This is a genomic window from Clostridium fermenticellae, assembly GCF_003600355.1.
Lineage (GTDB): Bacteria > Bacillota > Clostridia > Clostridiales > Clostridiaceae > Clostridium_AV > Clostridium_AV fermenticellae.
This window is the reverse complement of the sequence record NZ_CP032416.1, coordinates 974,439-991,548: the sequence shown is the minus strand read 5'-3', so window position 1 is coordinate 991,548 and position 17,110 is coordinate 974,439. Positions and strand designations below refer to the sequence as shown.

Annotated in this window: 15 protein-coding genes; 3 read left to right on the top strand and 12 right to left on the bottom strand. The window is 29.9% G+C overall.

Annotated elements, in window-relative coordinates; genetic code table 11:
- Positions 1-22: 22 nt before the first annotated feature.
- The 6 genes from D4Z93_RS04780 to D4Z93_RS04760 form a co-directional block, all read right to left on the bottom strand.
- On the bottom strand, positions 23-580 hold the full coding sequence (locus D4Z93_RS04780; protein ID WP_119970854.1) for a lytic transglycosylase domain-containing protein: 558 nt from the start codon (positions 578-580) through the stop codon (positions 23-25).
- 1 nt (position 581) lies between these two features.
- Positions 582-1,217 carry a dephospho-CoA kinase gene (gene coaE / locus D4Z93_RS04775; protein WP_119970852.1) on the bottom strand — a complete coding sequence of 212 codons (636 nt, stop codon included), beginning with the start codon at positions 1,215-1,217 and terminating at the stop codon, positions 582-584.
- A gap of 14 nt (positions 1,218-1,231) precedes the next feature.
- Positions 1,232-3,856: a DNA polymerase I gene (gene polA, locus D4Z93_RS04770; protein WP_119970850.1), complete on the bottom strand. Its 2,625-nt coding sequence runs from the start codon at positions 3,854-3,856 to the stop codon at positions 1,232-1,234.
- Between the two features lie 200 nt (positions 3,857-4,056).
- On the bottom strand, positions 4,057-4,182 hold the full coding sequence (locus D4Z93_RS13605) for a hypothetical protein (protein WP_279220957.1): 126 nt from the start codon (positions 4,180-4,182) through the stop codon (positions 4,057-4,059).
- A gap of 232 nt (positions 4,183-4,414) precedes the next feature.
- The gene (locus D4Z93_RS04765) at positions 4,415-5,794 is read right to left on the bottom strand and encodes an amino acid permease (RefSeq protein WP_119970849.1); all 1,380 of its coding nucleotides are present in this window, start codon (positions 5,792-5,794) and stop codon (positions 4,415-4,417) included.
- A 327-nt stretch (positions 5,795-6,121) separates the two neighbouring features.
- Complete coding sequence (locus D4Z93_RS04760) at positions 6,122-6,442, bottom strand: cupin domain-containing protein (protein WP_119970847.1); 321 nt, start codon at positions 6,440-6,442, stop codon at positions 6,122-6,124.
- A 214-nt stretch (positions 6,443-6,656) separates the two neighbouring features.
- Here D4Z93_RS04760 and D4Z93_RS13450 point away from each other — a divergent pair, with 214 nt between their 5' ends.
- Positions 6,657-7,055 (top strand): hypothetical protein, encoded by a 399-nt coding sequence (locus D4Z93_RS13450; RefSeq protein ID WP_119970845.1) that lies wholly within the window; start codon positions 6,657-6,659, stop codon positions 7,053-7,055.
- Positions 7,056-7,379: 324 nt separating this feature from the next.
- Positions 7,380-7,925, top strand: a complete 546-nt coding sequence (locus D4Z93_RS04750) for a helix-turn-helix domain-containing protein (RefSeq protein ID WP_119970843.1) — start codon at positions 7,380-7,382, stop codon at positions 7,923-7,925.
- A 91-nt stretch (positions 7,926-8,016) separates the two neighbouring features.
- On the opposite strand, the gene D4Z93_RS04745 is transcribed toward D4Z93_RS04750, so the two are convergent.
- Positions 8,017-10,320, bottom strand: a complete 2,304-nt coding sequence (locus D4Z93_RS04745; RefSeq protein ID WP_119970841.1) for an ATP-dependent Clp protease ATP-binding subunit — start codon at positions 10,318-10,320, stop codon at positions 8,017-8,019.
- Positions 10,321-10,613: 293 nt separating this feature from the next.
- Between D4Z93_RS04745 and D4Z93_RS04740 the strand changes: the two genes are divergently transcribed.
- Positions 10,614-11,279 carry a DUF6483 family protein gene (locus D4Z93_RS04740; protein WP_119970839.1) on the top strand — a complete coding sequence of 222 codons (666 nt, stop codon included), beginning with the start codon at positions 10,614-10,616 and terminating at the stop codon, positions 11,277-11,279.
- A gap of 41 nt (positions 11,280-11,320) precedes the next feature.
- Here D4Z93_RS04740 and aspS read toward each other — a convergent pair whose 3' ends face one another.
- The 5 genes from aspS to dtd form a co-directional block, all read right to left on the bottom strand.
- Complete coding sequence (aspS, locus tag D4Z93_RS04735) at positions 11,321-13,093, bottom strand: aspartate--tRNA ligase (RefSeq protein WP_119970837.1); 1,773 nt, start codon at positions 13,091-13,093, stop codon at positions 11,321-11,323.
- Between the two features lie 157 nt (positions 13,094-13,250).
- A complete protein-coding gene (gene hisS, locus D4Z93_RS04730; RefSeq protein ID WP_119970835.1) occupies positions 13,251-14,513 on the bottom strand; it encodes a histidine--tRNA ligase in 1,263 nt (420 codons plus the stop codon).
- A gap of 12 nt (positions 14,514-14,525) precedes the next feature.
- Positions 14,526-15,968 (bottom strand): coproporphyrinogen III oxidase, encoded by a 1,443-nt coding sequence (locus D4Z93_RS04725; protein ID WP_119970833.1) that lies wholly within the window; start codon positions 15,966-15,968, stop codon positions 14,526-14,528.
- A gap of 60 nt (positions 15,969-16,028) precedes the next feature.
- Positions 16,029-16,619 (bottom strand): MBL fold metallo-hydrolase, encoded by a 591-nt coding sequence (locus D4Z93_RS04720; protein WP_119970831.1) that lies wholly within the window; start codon positions 16,617-16,619, stop codon positions 16,029-16,031.
- 25 nt (positions 16,620-16,644) lie between these two features.
- Positions 16,645-17,094, bottom strand: coding sequence for a D-aminoacyl-tRNA deacylase (gene dtd, locus D4Z93_RS04715; RefSeq protein ID WP_119970829.1), 450 nt, complete (start codon positions 17,092-17,094; stop codon positions 16,645-16,647).
- Between the last annotated feature and the right edge of the window lie 16 nt (positions 17,095-17,110).

Here is a 17,110-nt window from a genome sequence, read left to right as displayed (position 1 = left end):
TAAATGCTATTTTTATTTCAAATTACTTTTTAAGTTTATCTTTATATAGATATTTATATATTGTATAATTCATCTTTACCTTTTTAACATATTTATTAGTTTCTTTAAAGGGTATGTAATCCAAATTTTTTCCGTCATTAGAATGTTCTTTTTGTTTTAACCATTTTTTTACATTTCCTCTCCCGCCATTATATGCAGCAAGCATAACATTAATATTTCCATTAAATTCACCATTTAAGTCATTTATATACCAACATCCCATTTTTATATTAAATTCAGGTGTCATCAGCATATTCATCGTGAATCCATAGATATTCATTTTTTGAGCAGCCCACCTAGCTGTATCTGGGGTAATTTGCATAAGACCATATGCATCCTTATTAGATATTGCATACTCATCAAAATTACTCTCAGTCTTTACAACTGCCGCTGCCAAATATGGATCTATATTATACACTTTTGAATATTTGATGATATAATCTGAATACTTTAACGGAAAAAAGCACATTGCTATATTTTTCCCAAATATCAACGCTACTACAAATAAAATTAAGATTAATATCCTTATTACCTTTTTCAACTTACTCTGTGCCTGATGTTTTAAGGCACTTCACCCCCTTAAGTTTTATACCAATTTTATTTAGTACAATATATAAATTATCTCTCGTCTGTACTACACTACTTGAATTATCTATAATATAATTCACGAATTTTCTCTTTTCTTCTAAAGTCATTTGAGAATTTATTCTATTTAAAACCTCTTTATATGAAAGCCCATCTCTTTTTTTAACTCTTTCTATTTGGGTATTAAAATTTACCCATACAAGTAAATTTATATCCATATACTTATGAAAATTATTTTCTATTAATGTAGGTGCATCAAAAACACATACTTTTTCCCCTGACATCTCACATTTATCTAATCTTAAAAACGATTCTTTTCTTATAAAAGGTATTATTATATTTTCATATTTTTTTCTCTCATCTTTATTTTGAAAAATATAATTTCCGAATTCCTTCCTTTTTAATTCATTGTTCTTATCAAAAAAATTATTTCCGAATTTCTTTTTTACATCTACAAGTATTTCAGGATAAATCTCAAAAACTTCTCTTGCTATCTTATCTGCGTCTAGGATGCAGAACCCCATATCGGAAAGCATTTTGGAAACAGTGCTCTTTCCGCTTCCAATGCCACCTGTAAGCCCAATTTTAAGCATAAACACTCCCCCATTTACTTTGTATCATACCAACTATCTCCTATATTTATATCCACCTCTAAAGGCACACTTAATTTTATAGCATTCTCCATTTCGTTCTTAACTAAGTTTTTAACAATCCCAATTTCATTCCTGTACACATTCAATATCAATTCATCATGAACTTGAAGAATCAACCTACTTTTAAGTCCCTGTTCATTCAACTTGTCATACACATTTACCATTGCTATTTTTATTATATCAGCCGCACTTCCCTGTATAGGTGTGTTCATTGCCAATCTCTTACCAAATTCTCTCACCATTTTATTTGATGAATTAATTTCTTGTATGCTTCTTCTCCTATTTAAAATTGTAGTTACATATGACTGTTTTTGAGCCTTTTCTATAATATTGTCTAGATATTCTTTTACACCAGGGTATCTCTCAAAATATTTATCAATATAATCCCTGGCCTCTTTTCTACTTATTTTCAGATCTTTGGCAAGACTGAAATCTCCTATACCATAAACTATACCAAAATTTACGGCTTTAGCATTACTTCTCTGAGTATGCGTTACTTCATCTATAGGAACATTAAACACTTCAGATGCTGTTTTTGTGTGAATATCACTATGATGTAAAAATGCATCTATTAGATTATTATCATTCGCTATATGTGCAAGAACCCTCAGTTCTATTTGTGAATAGTCAGCTGACAATATAACCGAGTCATCTTCAGGGATAAATATTTTTCTTATCTCCTTACCCATCTCATATTTTACCGGTATATTCTGCAAATTTGGTTCTGTACTCGAGAGCCTGCCTGTTGTTGTTACCGTTTGATTAAAACTTGAATGAATCTTATTATCTGTATCAATTACAGCCTTAAGTCCCTCTATATATGTAGAATATAGTTTTGTAAGTTGTCTATAATATATTATTTTTTCTATTATAGGATGCTTATCATAAAGTTTTTCCAATACATCTGCATTTGTTGAATATCCAGTTTTAGTTTTCTTTATAACCGGCAAATCGAGTTTTTCAAATAAGATTTTTCCTAATTGCTTTGGAGAATTTATATTAAACTCCTCATCTGCCATAGAATAAATCTCTTTTTTAGACTCATCAATTTCAATTTTAAACTTATCTTCAAGTTCTACAAGCTTATCTCTATCAACCATAAATCCCTGAGCCTCCATCGATGCAAGTACATTTATAAGAGGCTGTTCCATATCATACAGCAGTTCATGCATATTCTTTTGATCTATATTATCTTTAAGTACTCTATAAAGCTCTTTAAGCAGAATTGTTCTTTTTAAATCAGCCTTATCATCTTCTCCATCTACAGAGATAGCCAAATAATCTTCTATCACAGTTTCAAAATCATATTTTCCCCTTGAGGAATCCACTAAATAAGCAGCTATTTTAGTATCAAAGTCTATACCATTAAAATCTATACCCATCTTTTTCAAAACTATAATAGGAAGTTTGACATCATAACTAATCTTCTTAATATTAACGTCCTCAAAGATAGTTCTCAATATCATAACTGTTGAGTTAGCGGAGGCATCATAAATATCCTTAACATTCATAATATAGCTTAAGTCACCTATATTTATAAATATTTTATCTATACAGCTTTTAGAATATATATTTTCATCCATAATTTTAAATGTAATGTATAAATTCTCATCTTTTTTAGCTGCATCCAATATTTTTTGTGCAGAACTCTCCAATTTTTGTAAATCGCTTACTAATTTAAACTTTAATTCACTCTCTGTTATCTTTTCAGTTGGTATTATCTTTTCAAGTAAAGATCTAAATTGAAGTTTTATAAATAGTTTTTTAAGAGCACCTTCATCATATCTATCATCTGATTTTATATCAGAAAGATTAATCTCTATAGGAACATCTGTTACAATGGTAGCAAGTTTTTTACTGAATATTGCCTGTTCACTATACTGTCTTAGGTTCTCTTTTAACTTGTTTCCCTTTATGTTATCAATATTAGTAAGTACATTTTCTATACTTTTATATTCTTTTATCAATTTAAATGCTGTCTTTTCACCTATTCCTGGAACTCCAGGTATATTATCCGACTTATCACCCATTAGCCCTTTAACATCTATATATTGAGTAGGTGTCACTCCAAATTCATCTATCATTCTGTTTTTATCGTATATTTCTTTTTCGCTAACTCCTTTTTTAGTTATCACAACTTTGACATCATTCCTTGCAAGTTGAAGCGCATCTCTATCACCTGTAACTATGTATACCTCTATACCATTATTATCTGCAAATGTAGAAATAGTTCCTATTATATCATCTGCTTCAAAACCATCTATTTCAAATATATTTATAGAAAGCAAATTGAATATATCTTTAATTATAGGAAATTGCTCTGCTAATTCAGGAGGCATCTTTTTTCTACCAGCCTTATAATCTTTATATTCATTATGTCTGAATGTTGGTGCTTTTTTATCAAAAGCACATACTATATAATCAGGCTTTATCTCTTCTTTCATTTTAAGCAGCATCGTAATAAATCCATATACGGCATTAGTATGTATTCCTTCAGAATTAGTTAGTGGTGGAAGTGCATAAAATGTTCTGTTCATAATACTATTACCGTCAAGTACTAGTAATCTTTGTTTTGACATATTTAAACCTCCTATATCAATATATTAAACTTTCGAACCTCTTTATTATATCATCTTAATATTATCTATAAAACTTATAATTAGCTTTAGTGCATAAAATTCTATATTTTCATCTAATATTTCCTAGTATTAACCAAATTATCTTTTTAATCAGAACTTAAAAAAACAGCAAGTTTTTAAAACCTGCTGTTTTTGCATAGTTACTCTCTAAAAATCCTTCCTATCATTTCAAATAAAAATTTGTGAGACTCTCTATCTTTTTGATTCACTTTTTCTTTATTTTTTTCCAAATCACTCTTTTTAGATTTTTGAGCCTGCTTTTTCAATATAATCACTTCCCATATATTACAATTATTAAAATCAAACCCTTTATACGCATGAATACAAAATCAAACTTAAACTAATTTAATTTTAAAATTTATTATTATATTATTATAATATCTAAACCAACTTTTGTCACTATTTAGGATAAACTTTTACAAATTAGTTTTAATTAGTTATAAAAATAAGGTTCTAAAAATATAGAACCTTATTTTATAAATTAGCTTCAATTAATTCTTATTTTTTAGTAAATTTCCTGTTAAAACCAAATGCATAGTATGCTATAAGTAAAATTCCAAACCATACTGGTGCAACAGCAAGGGACATAAGCGTATCATGGTTAAACATCATTACAATAATTACAAATGCCAGGAAGAATAAGCTTATCCAATTTGCATATGGAAATGCAATTGTAGGGAATTTCAATTCTTTTACCTGATCAGGAGAAAGCCTCTTTCTAAATTTCATCTGACATACTAATATTGTTCCCCATACCCAAATTGCTCCAAATGTTGCAACACTTGTTACATAAGTAAATACTTTTTCAGGAACAACATAATTAAGTAATACACCAACTAGTAAGAAACATGCCGAGATTATTATTCCAAACATTGGAACATGTGATTTACTTAATTGTCCAAATCTTTTTGGTGCAACACCTTGTAAAGAAAGATTATACAGCATACGACCTGTACTAAAAATACCACTATTGCATGAGGACAATGCTGCTGTTAATACAACGAAATTTATTATTCCTGCAGCTGCGCCAATTCCAAGTTTGCTAAAAGTTAAAACAAAAGGACTTCCTATTGTTCCTAACTGATTCCATGGATAAATTGCCATTATTACTGTAAGTGCACCTATATAGAATATAAGTATTCTCCATAGAACCTTATTAATAGCTGAAGATATTGTTTTTTCAGGATTCTTTGCCTCACCTGCTGTAACTCCGATAAGTTCTATACCAAGATATGCAAATGCAACCATAACAACCGACATAACAGGGCCACTTATTCCTTTAGGGAAAAATCCACCATTTGTCCACAAATTAGAAATTCCTATTGGTTTACCACCATTTCCAAGTCCAAATATTATCATTAATAATCCTAATATTATCATGGCAATAATCGTAACAACCTTAATTAATGCAAACCAAAATTCAAATTCTCCATAGGCTTTTACTGCAATCAAATTTACCGCTGTCATTATTATAACTGCTGCAAGAGCAGGTATCCATTGAGGCATAGACGGTATCCAAAATCTTACATAAACTCCTACTGCAGTAACCTCAGCCATACATGTTACAATCCACATAAACCAATAAGTCCACCCGGTTAAATATCCCATAAGTGGATTAATAAATTCACTGGCATATGCACTGAATGATCCTGAAACAGGATATGCAATTGCCAATTCTCCAAGTGCTCTCATAACGAAAAAAATCATAAGTCCAGCTATCGCATATACTAGAAGAATTGCTGGTCCGGCAGTTTGAATAGCAGTTGCAGAACCTAAAAATAGTCCAACTCCAATTGCTCCACCAAGTGCAATCAATTGAATGTGTCTTTCTTCAAGGCCACGTTCAAGATTTTCATTTAATGCATTTCTCTCTCCCATTTTAATCCCCCTTAAAAATTATTTTTGATAATTCCTTGAATTTTTTGATAAATTAAAATTAATTACTGTTATTTAATGCATTAAAAACTTCTAAGAATATTGTTACAAATATTCAGAATTAATAAATTAATAATACCATATATTTCTCTATCCTGCAAGTATATTATATTTTATCCTAAAACGCGGTATATTTTATGTATTATAATGTTGATTATGCATATATATTGAAGGTTTATTCTAAATATTTGAATTTTGTATAAATTATTTTTTAGTGAATATATAAAAATATCCAGCAAAATAAATTTTACTGGATATTTTTAATTTATATCAATAAATTGCATTTACTTGTGGTGTAAATACATTTAAAACAATCGAATCCTCAAGTGCTAAAATACCATGACTAGCATTAGACTTGACATAACAACTATCACCAACTCTAAGTATTTCCTTTTTGCCTTCAAGTTGAACCTCAAAACTTCCTTTTAATATATAACTTAATTGTTCATTTTTATGAAAATGTATCCCTTTAACTGCCCCCCTCAAGAAATGAAATTCTACTCCCATTAAACTTCCCCCATGAGAAATAACCTTTTTTGAAATTCCATCATCTATATTTTTAAGTTTAACCTCATTACTTTTTATAATCATTTAGCTATACCTCCCGAACTTAATTGTATTTATATAGCATTTTATTTAATTATAGCAATTATTCAGAATTATATATATATTTTTTTGCGATAATTTTATACTACTAGTACTAAATATTCTTCACAATCTAAATATATGCATCTTTATTATTTTGTAACATATTTTATTTTCTGTCATAATATAATATTGTAATTTGTTATTACGGAGGTATTTTATGTATCCTTACAGAGACGACGCAGAAGGGCCTGAAAATATCAACGATCAGGACAATCAAAATGATGAACAAAAATTCGAAGATAATACATTATCAAACAATTTTTGTCCTATAGCTCAGCCAGCATTTATGAATTACTATGATATGATGAGAGAATCACCTATCAAATGTCCAATGATGGCCGACCAGGATTATTACACAACCGATGAAGATTATAATTACAATTATTACGATGAGGATTATGATAATGAAACAGACAATGACTCTTATGATCCTTATTACAATGGTATTGACGATGATATGTATAGGGGCAGAAAGAATAGAAGACGTAAAAGATGCAGAAGAAGACGCAAGAGACCTTGCCAAAATTTCTGTCCTTACTGGCAGTGGTGCAGATAATTAAGAATAATTCAAAAAATTGTACAGCTTTATAGTTCAGTCTTTAAAAGTACATTTTAAGACATATTGCCAGCATCACTATGATGTGACAATATGTCTTCGTACATATATATCTAATTTATTTAATAACCGTTAATACCTCTAGTAATTTCATATATGCTGAAATTTTAATTCCATATTTTGCTAATACGCATACAGATAGGATTGAAATTTCTTTTTTTGTATGTTAATATATTTAAGAGAAATTTTAACTTATTTACTAGTAAATTTTTCTTTATTTAATTTCTATATTTTAATACCATCAAAATATAATGGAGGAAAATAATGATTAGTGAAATAGCTGAAAAAATTCATAATTTAAGGAAAAAGAATAATCTTACTTTAAAGGATTTAAGTAAAAAGACTGGTCTTTCAGTAAGCTTTTTATCTCAAATAGAAAATGGATCTTCTTCACTTGCAATTACATCACTAAAGAAAATTGCAGATGCATTAAACGTTACAATGAATTATTTCTTTACCCCACCAGAGATCAACAACTTTTTAGTTAATTCATCAAACACTAAAGTATTTAAACTAGAAGGTTCTAACTCTGAATATTCAAGAATAAGTGGAGACTTTTTTTCAAGAAAGCTCGAAGCAATGCTGATAACAATACCACCTGAACAAATGCATGGAAGCACGTTCAGTCATCCTGGAGAAGAATTCGTATATGTACTTGAAGGCACTTTAATTGTAACCTTAAATAAAGAAGAGTATATCGTAAACGCCGGGGATTCTATTCAATATCCCTCTACTGTCTTACATTCATGGTTTAATCCAATTAAGGAGCCCACACGTTTGATTTCCGTAGTTACTCCTCTTATTTTTTAAAATGGACTATTACTAAAAAATGATATGCTCCCTGTTAAGCCAACAAGTAAGGCAAAAAAACTCGTTTACTTAACAGGGAGCAATTAAAAATTTAGTTTGATAATTCATTTTTTATTGATATTTTTCCATCTATCATACTTATTTCTATATTTGACCCCTCCGAAAACTTTCCCTGTAAATATTGCTCAGAAATTTCATCTTCAATATACTTTTGAATAGCTCTCCTAAGTGGTCTGGCTCCATATTTATCATCATATCCAACATCTAATATAAAATCCTTAACCTCATCTGTTACAGATATGGTTATATTTTTCTCACTTACTTCTTCTTTAACTTCTTCAAGCATTAAATCAATAATTTTATATATTTCTACTTTTCCTAATGATTTAAACACTATAATATCATCTATTCTATTAAGGAACTCTGGTTTAAAAACTTGTTTTAATGAATCTTTTGCATGATTTTCTAAACTATTATAACTTTCTTCTCCGAATCCTATTCTATTTCCCTTAAAATCAGTACCAGCATTTGATGTCATTATAATAATAGTATTATCAAAATATACTGTTCTTCCTTGACCATCCGTAAGTCTTCCATCTTCAAGTATCTGCAATAACATATTAAATACATCCGGATGCGCTTTTTCAATTTCATCAAGTAGTAAAACAGAGTATGGCTTTCTCCTAACTTTTTCAGTAAGCTGTCCTCCTTCATCATATCCAACATATCCAGGAGGCGCTCCAATCAATTTTGATACAGTATGTTTTTCCATATACTCAGACATATCGACACGTATAAGTGAATCCTCACTTCCAAATAATTCACATGACAGTGCCTTAACAAGCTCAGTTTTACCAACACCTGTTGGTCCTACAAATATAAACGATACAGGTTTCCCTTTTTTCTTAAAACCAAGACGATTTCTTCTTATAGCCTTAGATAAATTTGTAACTGCCTCATTTTGTCCTATAATTCTTTCGTGCAGACTATTTTCCAAATTTAAAAGCTTTTGTGATTCTTTCTCCTTAACCTTATGGACTGGGATTTTAGTCCATGCTTCGATTACATAGGCAATGTCATCTGTAGTTAACTGTACATTTAAACTTGTATCTCTAAGTTCATCAATCTGAGTTTGTACTTTACATTCACTTGTTTTGAGCTCAGCTGCTTTTTGGTAATCAGCACTATTTGCAGCATTCTGTATTTCATTCTGTATTTCATTAAGCTCCCTATTTAAATTTTCCAAATTTAAAAGAGATTTATTGTTTAGATTTGCCCTTGAAGCAGCCTCATCAATTACATCTATAGCCTTGTCAGGCAAATATCTATCAGAAATATATCTTTCAGATAAATTAACAGCTGCTTCAATAACCTCCTCAGGTATCTTTACTTTATGATAATCCTCATAATATTTTTTTATACCATTTAACATCTCTATCGTCTCTTCTATTGTCGGTTCTTCGACTAAAATAGGCTGAAATCTTCTCTCCAAGGCAGAATCCTTTTCAATATATTTTCTATATTCTTCAATCGTCGTTGTTCCAATTACTTGTATCTCACCTCTTGCAAGAGATGGTTTTAGTATATTAGCTGCATTTAAAGCACCTCCCTGTGCTTCACCTGCTCCTATTATATTATGGATTTCATCAATTACTATAATGATATTACCATTTTCTTTTGCCTCTTCGACAATTTCCTTCATTCTACCTTCAAACTGTCCTCTAAATTGAGTCCCTGCAACAACTGAAGTTAAATCCAGAAGATATACTTCCATGTCAAGCAGCTTAACCGGCACTTGTTTATTGGCAATTTTGAGTGCAAGACCTTCTGCTATAGCAGTTTTCCCAACTCCAGGTTCTCCTATTAGAACAGGATTATTCTTAGTTCTTCTGTTTAAGATTTGTATAATTCTATCAATCTCTCTATCTCTTCCAATTATATTGTCTATTTTATTGTTCCTTGCTTTTTCTGTTAAATTTGTTCCGTATTTATCTAGTTTTTTTCTTTTCTTAGAGAATAATTTGCTTTTGGTTTTAATATTACTTGAATCATTATTAACTTTTTCATTCTTTGCTGGATCTTTATTTTTATCAGAATCATCTTCTATATTTTCTATATTTTTATTAGGTGTTATAGAATTGAACAAATTCATAAACATATCACTATTTGCAAATTTATCTATATCTATCTCACCAATCATATTATTTATTTGATTTGAGAAGTTTTCTATATCTTCCTGTTTTATTCCATTTTGCTGCATCAATTGATTTATAGCCGGCAATCCAATATTTTTTGCACACTCCGGACACAACCCTATAGTTTCAAATTTTCCATTTTCTACTTTCAATGTAAAAACTGTAGCTACATTTTTATGACAAATAGAACACAACTGCATTTATATCATCTCCATAACTAGTATATAATATTATTATGATGATTATATCATACTTTACTCATATTAATATTAATTACCATGTTTTTTAGCATCAACAGAATGCCAGAATTCATTTCTTTAATTATTGTTTATTTAAAAATTACAAACATACTAACAGTATATTATATAACTATATAAATGTATATTATTATTTATCGTAATATATTATAATTCATAAATAATTAACTTAAAATTTAAATCAAAACTTATTTTTGATATAATATATTTACTTATATCAATTGGAGGTACTTAAAATGTTAAAACGCAATATGACACTTGAACTTGTTGCAAAATTTGAGGAATACATAAGAAAAATATTAAGAAACAAGGAAGATGGGAATTTAGACAAAGCTATAACTCTTATAGATGATACTTTTAAAGAAATATTCAGATTGAGTCTTAAATTTTTCAACTCATTTTCAGACGAAAGCCTAATAGATATGATAAAATCCGGAGGAAGTATAAACTCAGATAAATGCATAATGATGGCAAAACTTTTAGAGGAAGAAGGTTTCATACTTGAACTTCAAAAAAAAGAAAATGAATCATTTTGCATATTACTTAAATCATTAAACTTATTTTTAGAAGCATGCTTGAATAAAAGTTCCGATTCAAACTTAAAAGATTATTTTTCTGATATAAATTCAATTATAAATAGAGTAAAAGAATACAAACTCCCTTTATATATAGAATATAAATTAATCGATTATTATATTTGTGAGCATAAATATGACAAAGCTGACGATATAATATTTGAAACATTAGAATTTGACAATTTCAGCACAACATCTATAAAATCTGCATTAAAATTTTATGAAGATCTCCTACTAAAGGAAGATAGTGATCTTGAAGATGGTAATTTGCCTAGATCCGAAATAGCAAACTCTTTATCTGATTTAAAAACAAAATTAAATAATTAACCAAAATAAGCTATATCTAAAAAGGTATAGCTTATTTTCATTTATTTAATATATATACCCAATTCATCAAGCTGCGCTTTATCTACAATATTAGGTGCTTCCGTTAATGGACAAAATGCATTTTGATTCTTAGGAAATGCAATTACATCTTTTATATTTTCAGTTCCAGCAAGAAACATTACCATTCTGTCAAGTCCATATGCAAGTCCTCCATGAGGTGGTGGCCCAAATTTAAATGCCTGAAGTAAATATCCAAACTTTTCTTTGGCTTTCTCCTCGCTAATTCCTATAACCTTAAACATCCTTTCCTGTAAATCTGTATTATGTATTCTGATACTTCCTCCTCCAAGTTCCTCACCATTTAAAACTATATCATATGCTTTAGCTCTGACACGTCCTGGATCTGAATCAAGATACTTTATATCTTCGTCCATTGGCATAGTAAAAGGATGATGCTCAGCCTCAAATCTTTCTTCTTCCTCATTATATGAAAGAAGCGGAAACTCAGTTACCCATACGAATCTAAATTTTTTATTATTCTCAAGTATTCCAAGCCTTTTTGCCATTTCAAGCCTTAATGCACCTAAACTCTGTAACACTATACTATTTTTATCCGCTACTATTAAAATCAAATCTCCTGTTTTAGCTTCAATTTTATTTAATATACCGGAAGTCTGTTCATCAGTTAAAAACTTTGATATCGATGATTTTACTCCATCTTCTCTATTAGCTATCCACACAAGCCCTTTTGCTCCATATGTTTTTACAAAGTCAACTAATTTATCAATTTGCTTTCTCCCCATACCTGCGGACTCTGGAACTTTTATTCCTCTTATAGAGCCACCATTTTCAATGGCATTCTGGAACACTTTAAAATCTATATTCTTTACAACATCTGTCAAATCATTTATTTCCATTCCAAATCTTAAATCAGGTTTATCGCTTCCATATTTCTCCATGGCAATTTTATAGGTCATTCTCTCTATTGGGAGTTTTACATCTACTCCAGCTACTTCTTTAAATACACTTTGTAAAAGTCTCTCATTTAATTCCATAACATCATCCTCTTCTACAAAGGAAAGCTCCATATCAACCTGCGTAAATTCAGGCTGTCTATTCGCTCTTAAGTCCTCATCCCTGAAACATTTCGCTATTTGAAAATATCTATCATATCCGGATACCATTAAAAGCTGTTTATATAATTGAGGTGATTGTGGTAAAGCATAAAAGTTTCCCGGGAAATTCCTGCTTGGTACAAGATAATCTCTTGCACCTTCTGGAGTACTTCTTCCAAGTACTGGTGTTTCCATTTCAAGAAATCCATTTTCATCCATGAAATTCCTGATGATCTTGGTAATCTTATGTCTTATCATAAATATTTTCTGTATATCTGGTCTTCTTAAATCCAAATATCTATACTTAAGCCTTACACTCTCAGCAGCATCAAGCCCTTCTTTTATGTATATAGGAGGTGTTTCAGATTCAGATAATACCTTTATATATTCTCCTCTTAATTCCACCATTCCTGTCGGAAGTTCTGCATTTGGAGACTGTCTTTTTACAATAGTTCCTGTAACAGCTATACAGTATTCTGATTTAACACCATCTGACTTTAAAAAAGCCTCTTTATTTATTTCTTCTCCAAATACAACCTGAAGTATACCACTTCTATCCCTCAAATCTATGAATATAAGGCTGCCTAAATTTCTTTTTCTTTGAACCCATCCCATTACGGTGACTTTATTATCTATATTATCTTCTCTGAGCTTCCCGCACATTATGGTTCTCTTGAGTCCTCTTAATGATTCTCCCATTATTATTTCCTCCAATTCATATAATAATCATTCAATATTTATTTATATATAGGGTTTATAATTCCAAGATTAAGTTATACGTAAGCTTTCATTATAAACCCTATAATCTAACTAAAGTAATTAGCAATTAATTAGAATACTAGAATACTACATCAAATTATACATTTATTTTTTCTATAAGGTTAACTATTTCTTCTATATTATTTATATTTATATCAAACTGTTTTCCATCTTCCATTCTTTTTAATTTAGCAGTACCAGAATCTAGTTCATCATCTCCTAAGATCAAAGTAAATCTTGCATCTATTTTATTTGCATACTTCATTTCAGCCTTTACACTTCTATTCATGTGATCGCATTCACATCTTAGTCCATATTCTCTTAATTTATTTATAATTTTAAGCACTCTAATCTTAGCGGTTTTACCAATTGATCCAATATACAAGTCTATATAAGGTTCTTTAGGTATTTCTATACCATTTTCCTCAAGTGTTAATAGAGTTCTTTCTATACCCATTCCGAATCCAACAGCAGGCATAGACGGGCCTCCAACTTCCTCTATTAAATAATCGTATCTTCCGCCGCCACAGATAGTAATTCCATTGTGAATTATTTCGAATACCGTCTTACTATAATAATCAAGTCCTCTTACAATAAGTGGGTCCACTTCATACTCAATTCCCATTGCCTTTAAATCCTTCTTCAAATTGCTAAAATGCTCCCTGCAATCATCACAGATATAATCAAGTATTACCGGAGCATTTTTTACTATTTCTTTGCAGCCTGGAACTTTGCAGTCCAATATTCTCATAGGGTTCTTTTCAAATCTTGTTTTACATGTTTCACACAGTTTGTCATAATTATTAGATAAAAATTCTTTTAAAGCCTCATTATACTTTTTTCTGCATTCTGGACATCCTATACTGTTTATATTAAGCTTAACATCATTTATTCCAAGTTCTCTATAAACTCTGATGGCAATACTTATTATTTCTGCATCTAATGAAGCTTCTTTTGCTCCAAATACTTCAACTCCAAACTGATGATGTTCCCTTAACCTTCCTTTTTGTACATTTTCATATCTGAACACTGGAGTAAAATAAAAAAGTTTTGTTGGCTGTGCCTCATTGAAAATACTATTCTCTATAAAAGCCCTTACAGCAGGTGATGTACCCTCGGGTTTAAGAGTTATACTTCTTCCTGCCCTATCATTAAAAGTATACATCTCTTTCTGTACTACATCGGTAGTATCTCCAACGCCTCTCTCAAACAATTCTGTATGTTCAAACATAGGTGTTCTTATTTCTCTGCATCCATATGACGCAGCTATTTTCTTAAATTTATTCTCTAAATACTGCCATTTATAAGATTCTGAAGGCAGCAAATCTTTAGTTCCTTTTGGAGCTTGTATATTAACCATATTTAATTCCTCCTATTTATATAGTGTATCTAATAGCTCAATTTTCTTATCTATCATTTCACGGATTCTCTTTATATATTCCCTTACATCCTTGACATTAAAATGCCTCTCTATTCTGTTTTCATCAGGAAAGACTACTTTTGTCACAGCATCTGCACCACAGGCTATAATAGTTTGCTTTTCCTCTATCATTTGAATATTATATAAACTTTCCTTACCTCGTTTTGCATATCCTATATTCTCCATATTGCCAACCATATTCTTTTGCCTGTACACATAATATGGACTCATGTCCATACTTTTTGACAAATTGATTGTCTCATCATACATCAAATTTAATTCATGCTGTTCTGGTACAGCAAAATTTATATTATTCACCATATTTTCATGAAGCCTTGAACCTCTTTTTACAGACAGTCCATGAACTGTAAGGTTATCCGGATCAAGCTCTTTTATAGATTCACAGGTTTTTTTTATATTATGCAAGCCTTCACCAGGAAGTCCTACTATTATATCCATATTTATATTTTCAAAACCCAGATTTCTTGCTGTATAAAATTTATCAGCCACATCCCATGCAGTATGCCTTCTTCCTATCAGTTTGAGTGTTTCATCATTCATAGTTTGAGGATTTATACTTATCCTATCTACTTTATATTTCTTCATACTTTCCAGTTTGCTTAAAGTTATACTATCTGGTCTTCCGCATTCAACTGTAAATTCTCTTACATGATTTTTAAGTACAAAACTATTATATATTTGATACATAACTTTTTCAAATTGTTCATCACTAATAGAAGTCGGAGTTCCACCTCCAAAATAAATACACTCAACATTCAATTTTTTTCTATTAACATATTCTGCTACAGTATTCAATTCAATAAACAAACATTTGAGGTATTCTGGAACAATTTTTTTACACTTGTCTATAGGATTTGACGCAAAGGAACAATATAAACATCTAGTCGGGCAAAATGGCATATCTATATAAATACTGATATTATCTTTATTTTTGTTTACAAACCTATCTTCTAATTTGGCTATATCGACACATAGTTTAGCTTTGTCATACCTTGTGTCATAATGGTATTTAAAATATTCTATTATCTGATCACAATTTTTTCCATATTTTAATAACTCAAGTGCTATTTTACTAGGTCTTATACCAACCAATGTTCCCCAGGAAATTTCCTTTTTTTCTTTTTGTGAAAGATATTCGAAAACTGCTTTTTTTACACTCTGTTTTGTTCTAAGTCCTTTAAAAAATTCATATCTTTTTAAATTAGCTCCATCAGAAATAACTACAGTGTCATCTAAAACATCAACACTGTAGTTCCAATTCTCATTTAAAAATTCTATGCTATAAAAATTATAAAATATGTTAAACAATTGATAAATATCATATCTAAAATCCATGTTATTAAGTTTTATCACAATAGTCTTTAGTGAATTCATATTTTTAATTAATCCTCCAATTTAAAATACCAAAAAATTATTCAATGTAGATAAACCTCATCATAGAAATGGATTATTAATTCTCTCACTTCCTATGCTACTTTTAGGTCCATGCCCTGGACAAACAATAGTTTCATCAGGTAATACCATTAATTTCTGCTTTATACTATTTATAATAGCATCATAATCTCCACCATCAAAATCGGTCCTTCCAATAGAAGATAAAAACAAAGTATCTCCTGTAAAAATAATATTATCCACTAAAAATGACATTCCACCTGGTGTATGGCCTGGAGTGTATATACATTTTATAATTTTATTACCTATTTTAAAAGAATCATGATCATCTATAAATTTATCAACTTTTTTAGCTATATCTCCATACATAAAAGTACCACATTCAATCATCTTATAATCTTTTTCATTCATATATACAGGTGCATTGAATTTATCCTTAAGATATGCTACCGCGCCTGTATGATCAGCATGACCATGAGTCAATAGAATATATTTTAGACTTCCTGTAATTTCCTTTGATAAAAGTTCTCCATCTCCACCTGGATCTATAACCACCGTTTCTTTTTTTTGATCATCTGTTATTATATAACAGTTTGCTAAATAAACTCCTACAGCAAATGATTTTATGTCCATACTTCTTCCCCCTTAACACAATATTTTAAAATACTTTTTTACTATCGATTAATATAGTAGTTGGACCGTCATTCTTTATAGTAACCATCATATCCGCCCCAAATCTTCCAGTTTCAACTTTCTCTACAGACTCTTTACATTGCCTTACAAATTCATCATACACCTTTTCAGCATCTTCTCCACCTAATGCATTTATAAAACTTGGTCTTCTTCCGTGTCTGCAATCTCCATAAAGTGTGAATTGTGAAACTATAAGAAGTTCACCATTAATATCCTTAATAGATCTATTAAGTTTACCATTCTCATCTTCAAATACTCTTAAGTTTATTATCTTATCTTTTAGATATGCTATATCATCATAAGTATCTTCTTTTGATATTCCAAGTAATACATTAAATCCCTCACTTATCTCTCCAACAACCTTGTTATCTATTTCTACCTTAGAATATTTAACTCTTTGTACTACAGCTCTCATTTAAACATTCCTCACC

Excerpts from the sequence above, each read along its gene's own strand:
- coaE (WP_119970852.1), bottom strand. The coding sequence starts at position 1,217 with ATGCTTAAAATTGGGCTTACAGGTGGCATTGGAAGCGGAAAGAGCACT.
- polA (WP_119970850.1), bottom strand. The coding sequence starts at position 3,856 with ATGTCAAAACAAAGATTACTAGTACTTGACGGTAATAGTATTATGAAC.
- D4Z93_RS04765 (WP_119970849.1), bottom strand. The coding sequence starts at position 5,794 with ATGGGAGAGAGAAATGCATTAAATGAAAATCTTGAACGTGGCCTTGAA.
- D4Z93_RS04760 (WP_119970847.1), bottom strand. The coding sequence starts at position 6,442 with ATGATTATAAAAAGTAATGAGGTTAAACTTAAAAATATAGATGATGGA.
- D4Z93_RS13450 (WP_119970845.1), top strand. The coding sequence starts at position 6,657 with ATGTATCCTTACAGAGACGACGCAGAAGGGCCTGAAAATATCAACGAT.
- D4Z93_RS04750 (WP_119970843.1), top strand. The coding sequence starts at position 7,380 with ATGATTAGTGAAATAGCTGAAAAAATTCATAATTTAAGGAAAAAGAAT.
- D4Z93_RS04745 (WP_119970841.1), bottom strand. The coding sequence starts at position 10,320 with ATGCAGTTGTGTTCTATTTGTCATAAAAATGTAGCTACAGTTTTTACA.
- D4Z93_RS04740 (WP_119970839.1), top strand. The coding sequence starts at position 10,614 with ATGTTAAAACGCAATATGACACTTGAACTTGTTGCAAAATTTGAGGAA.
- aspS (WP_119970837.1), bottom strand. The coding sequence starts at position 13,093 with ATGGGAGAATCATTAAGAGGACTCAAGAGAACCATAATGTGCGGGAAG.
- hisS (WP_119970835.1), bottom strand. The coding sequence starts at position 14,513 with ATGGTTAATATACAAGCTCCAAAAGGAACTAAAGATTTGCTGCCTTCA.
- D4Z93_RS04725 (WP_119970833.1), bottom strand. The coding sequence starts at position 15,968 with ATGAATTCACTAAAGACTATTGTGATAAAACTTAATAACATGGATTTT.
- D4Z93_RS04720 (WP_119970831.1), bottom strand. The coding sequence starts at position 16,619 with ATGGACATAAAATCATTTGCTGTAGGAGTTTATTTAGCAAACTGTTAT.
- dtd (WP_119970829.1), bottom strand. The coding sequence starts at position 17,094 with ATGAGAGCTGTAGTACAAAGAGTTAAATATTCTAAGGTAGAAATAGAT.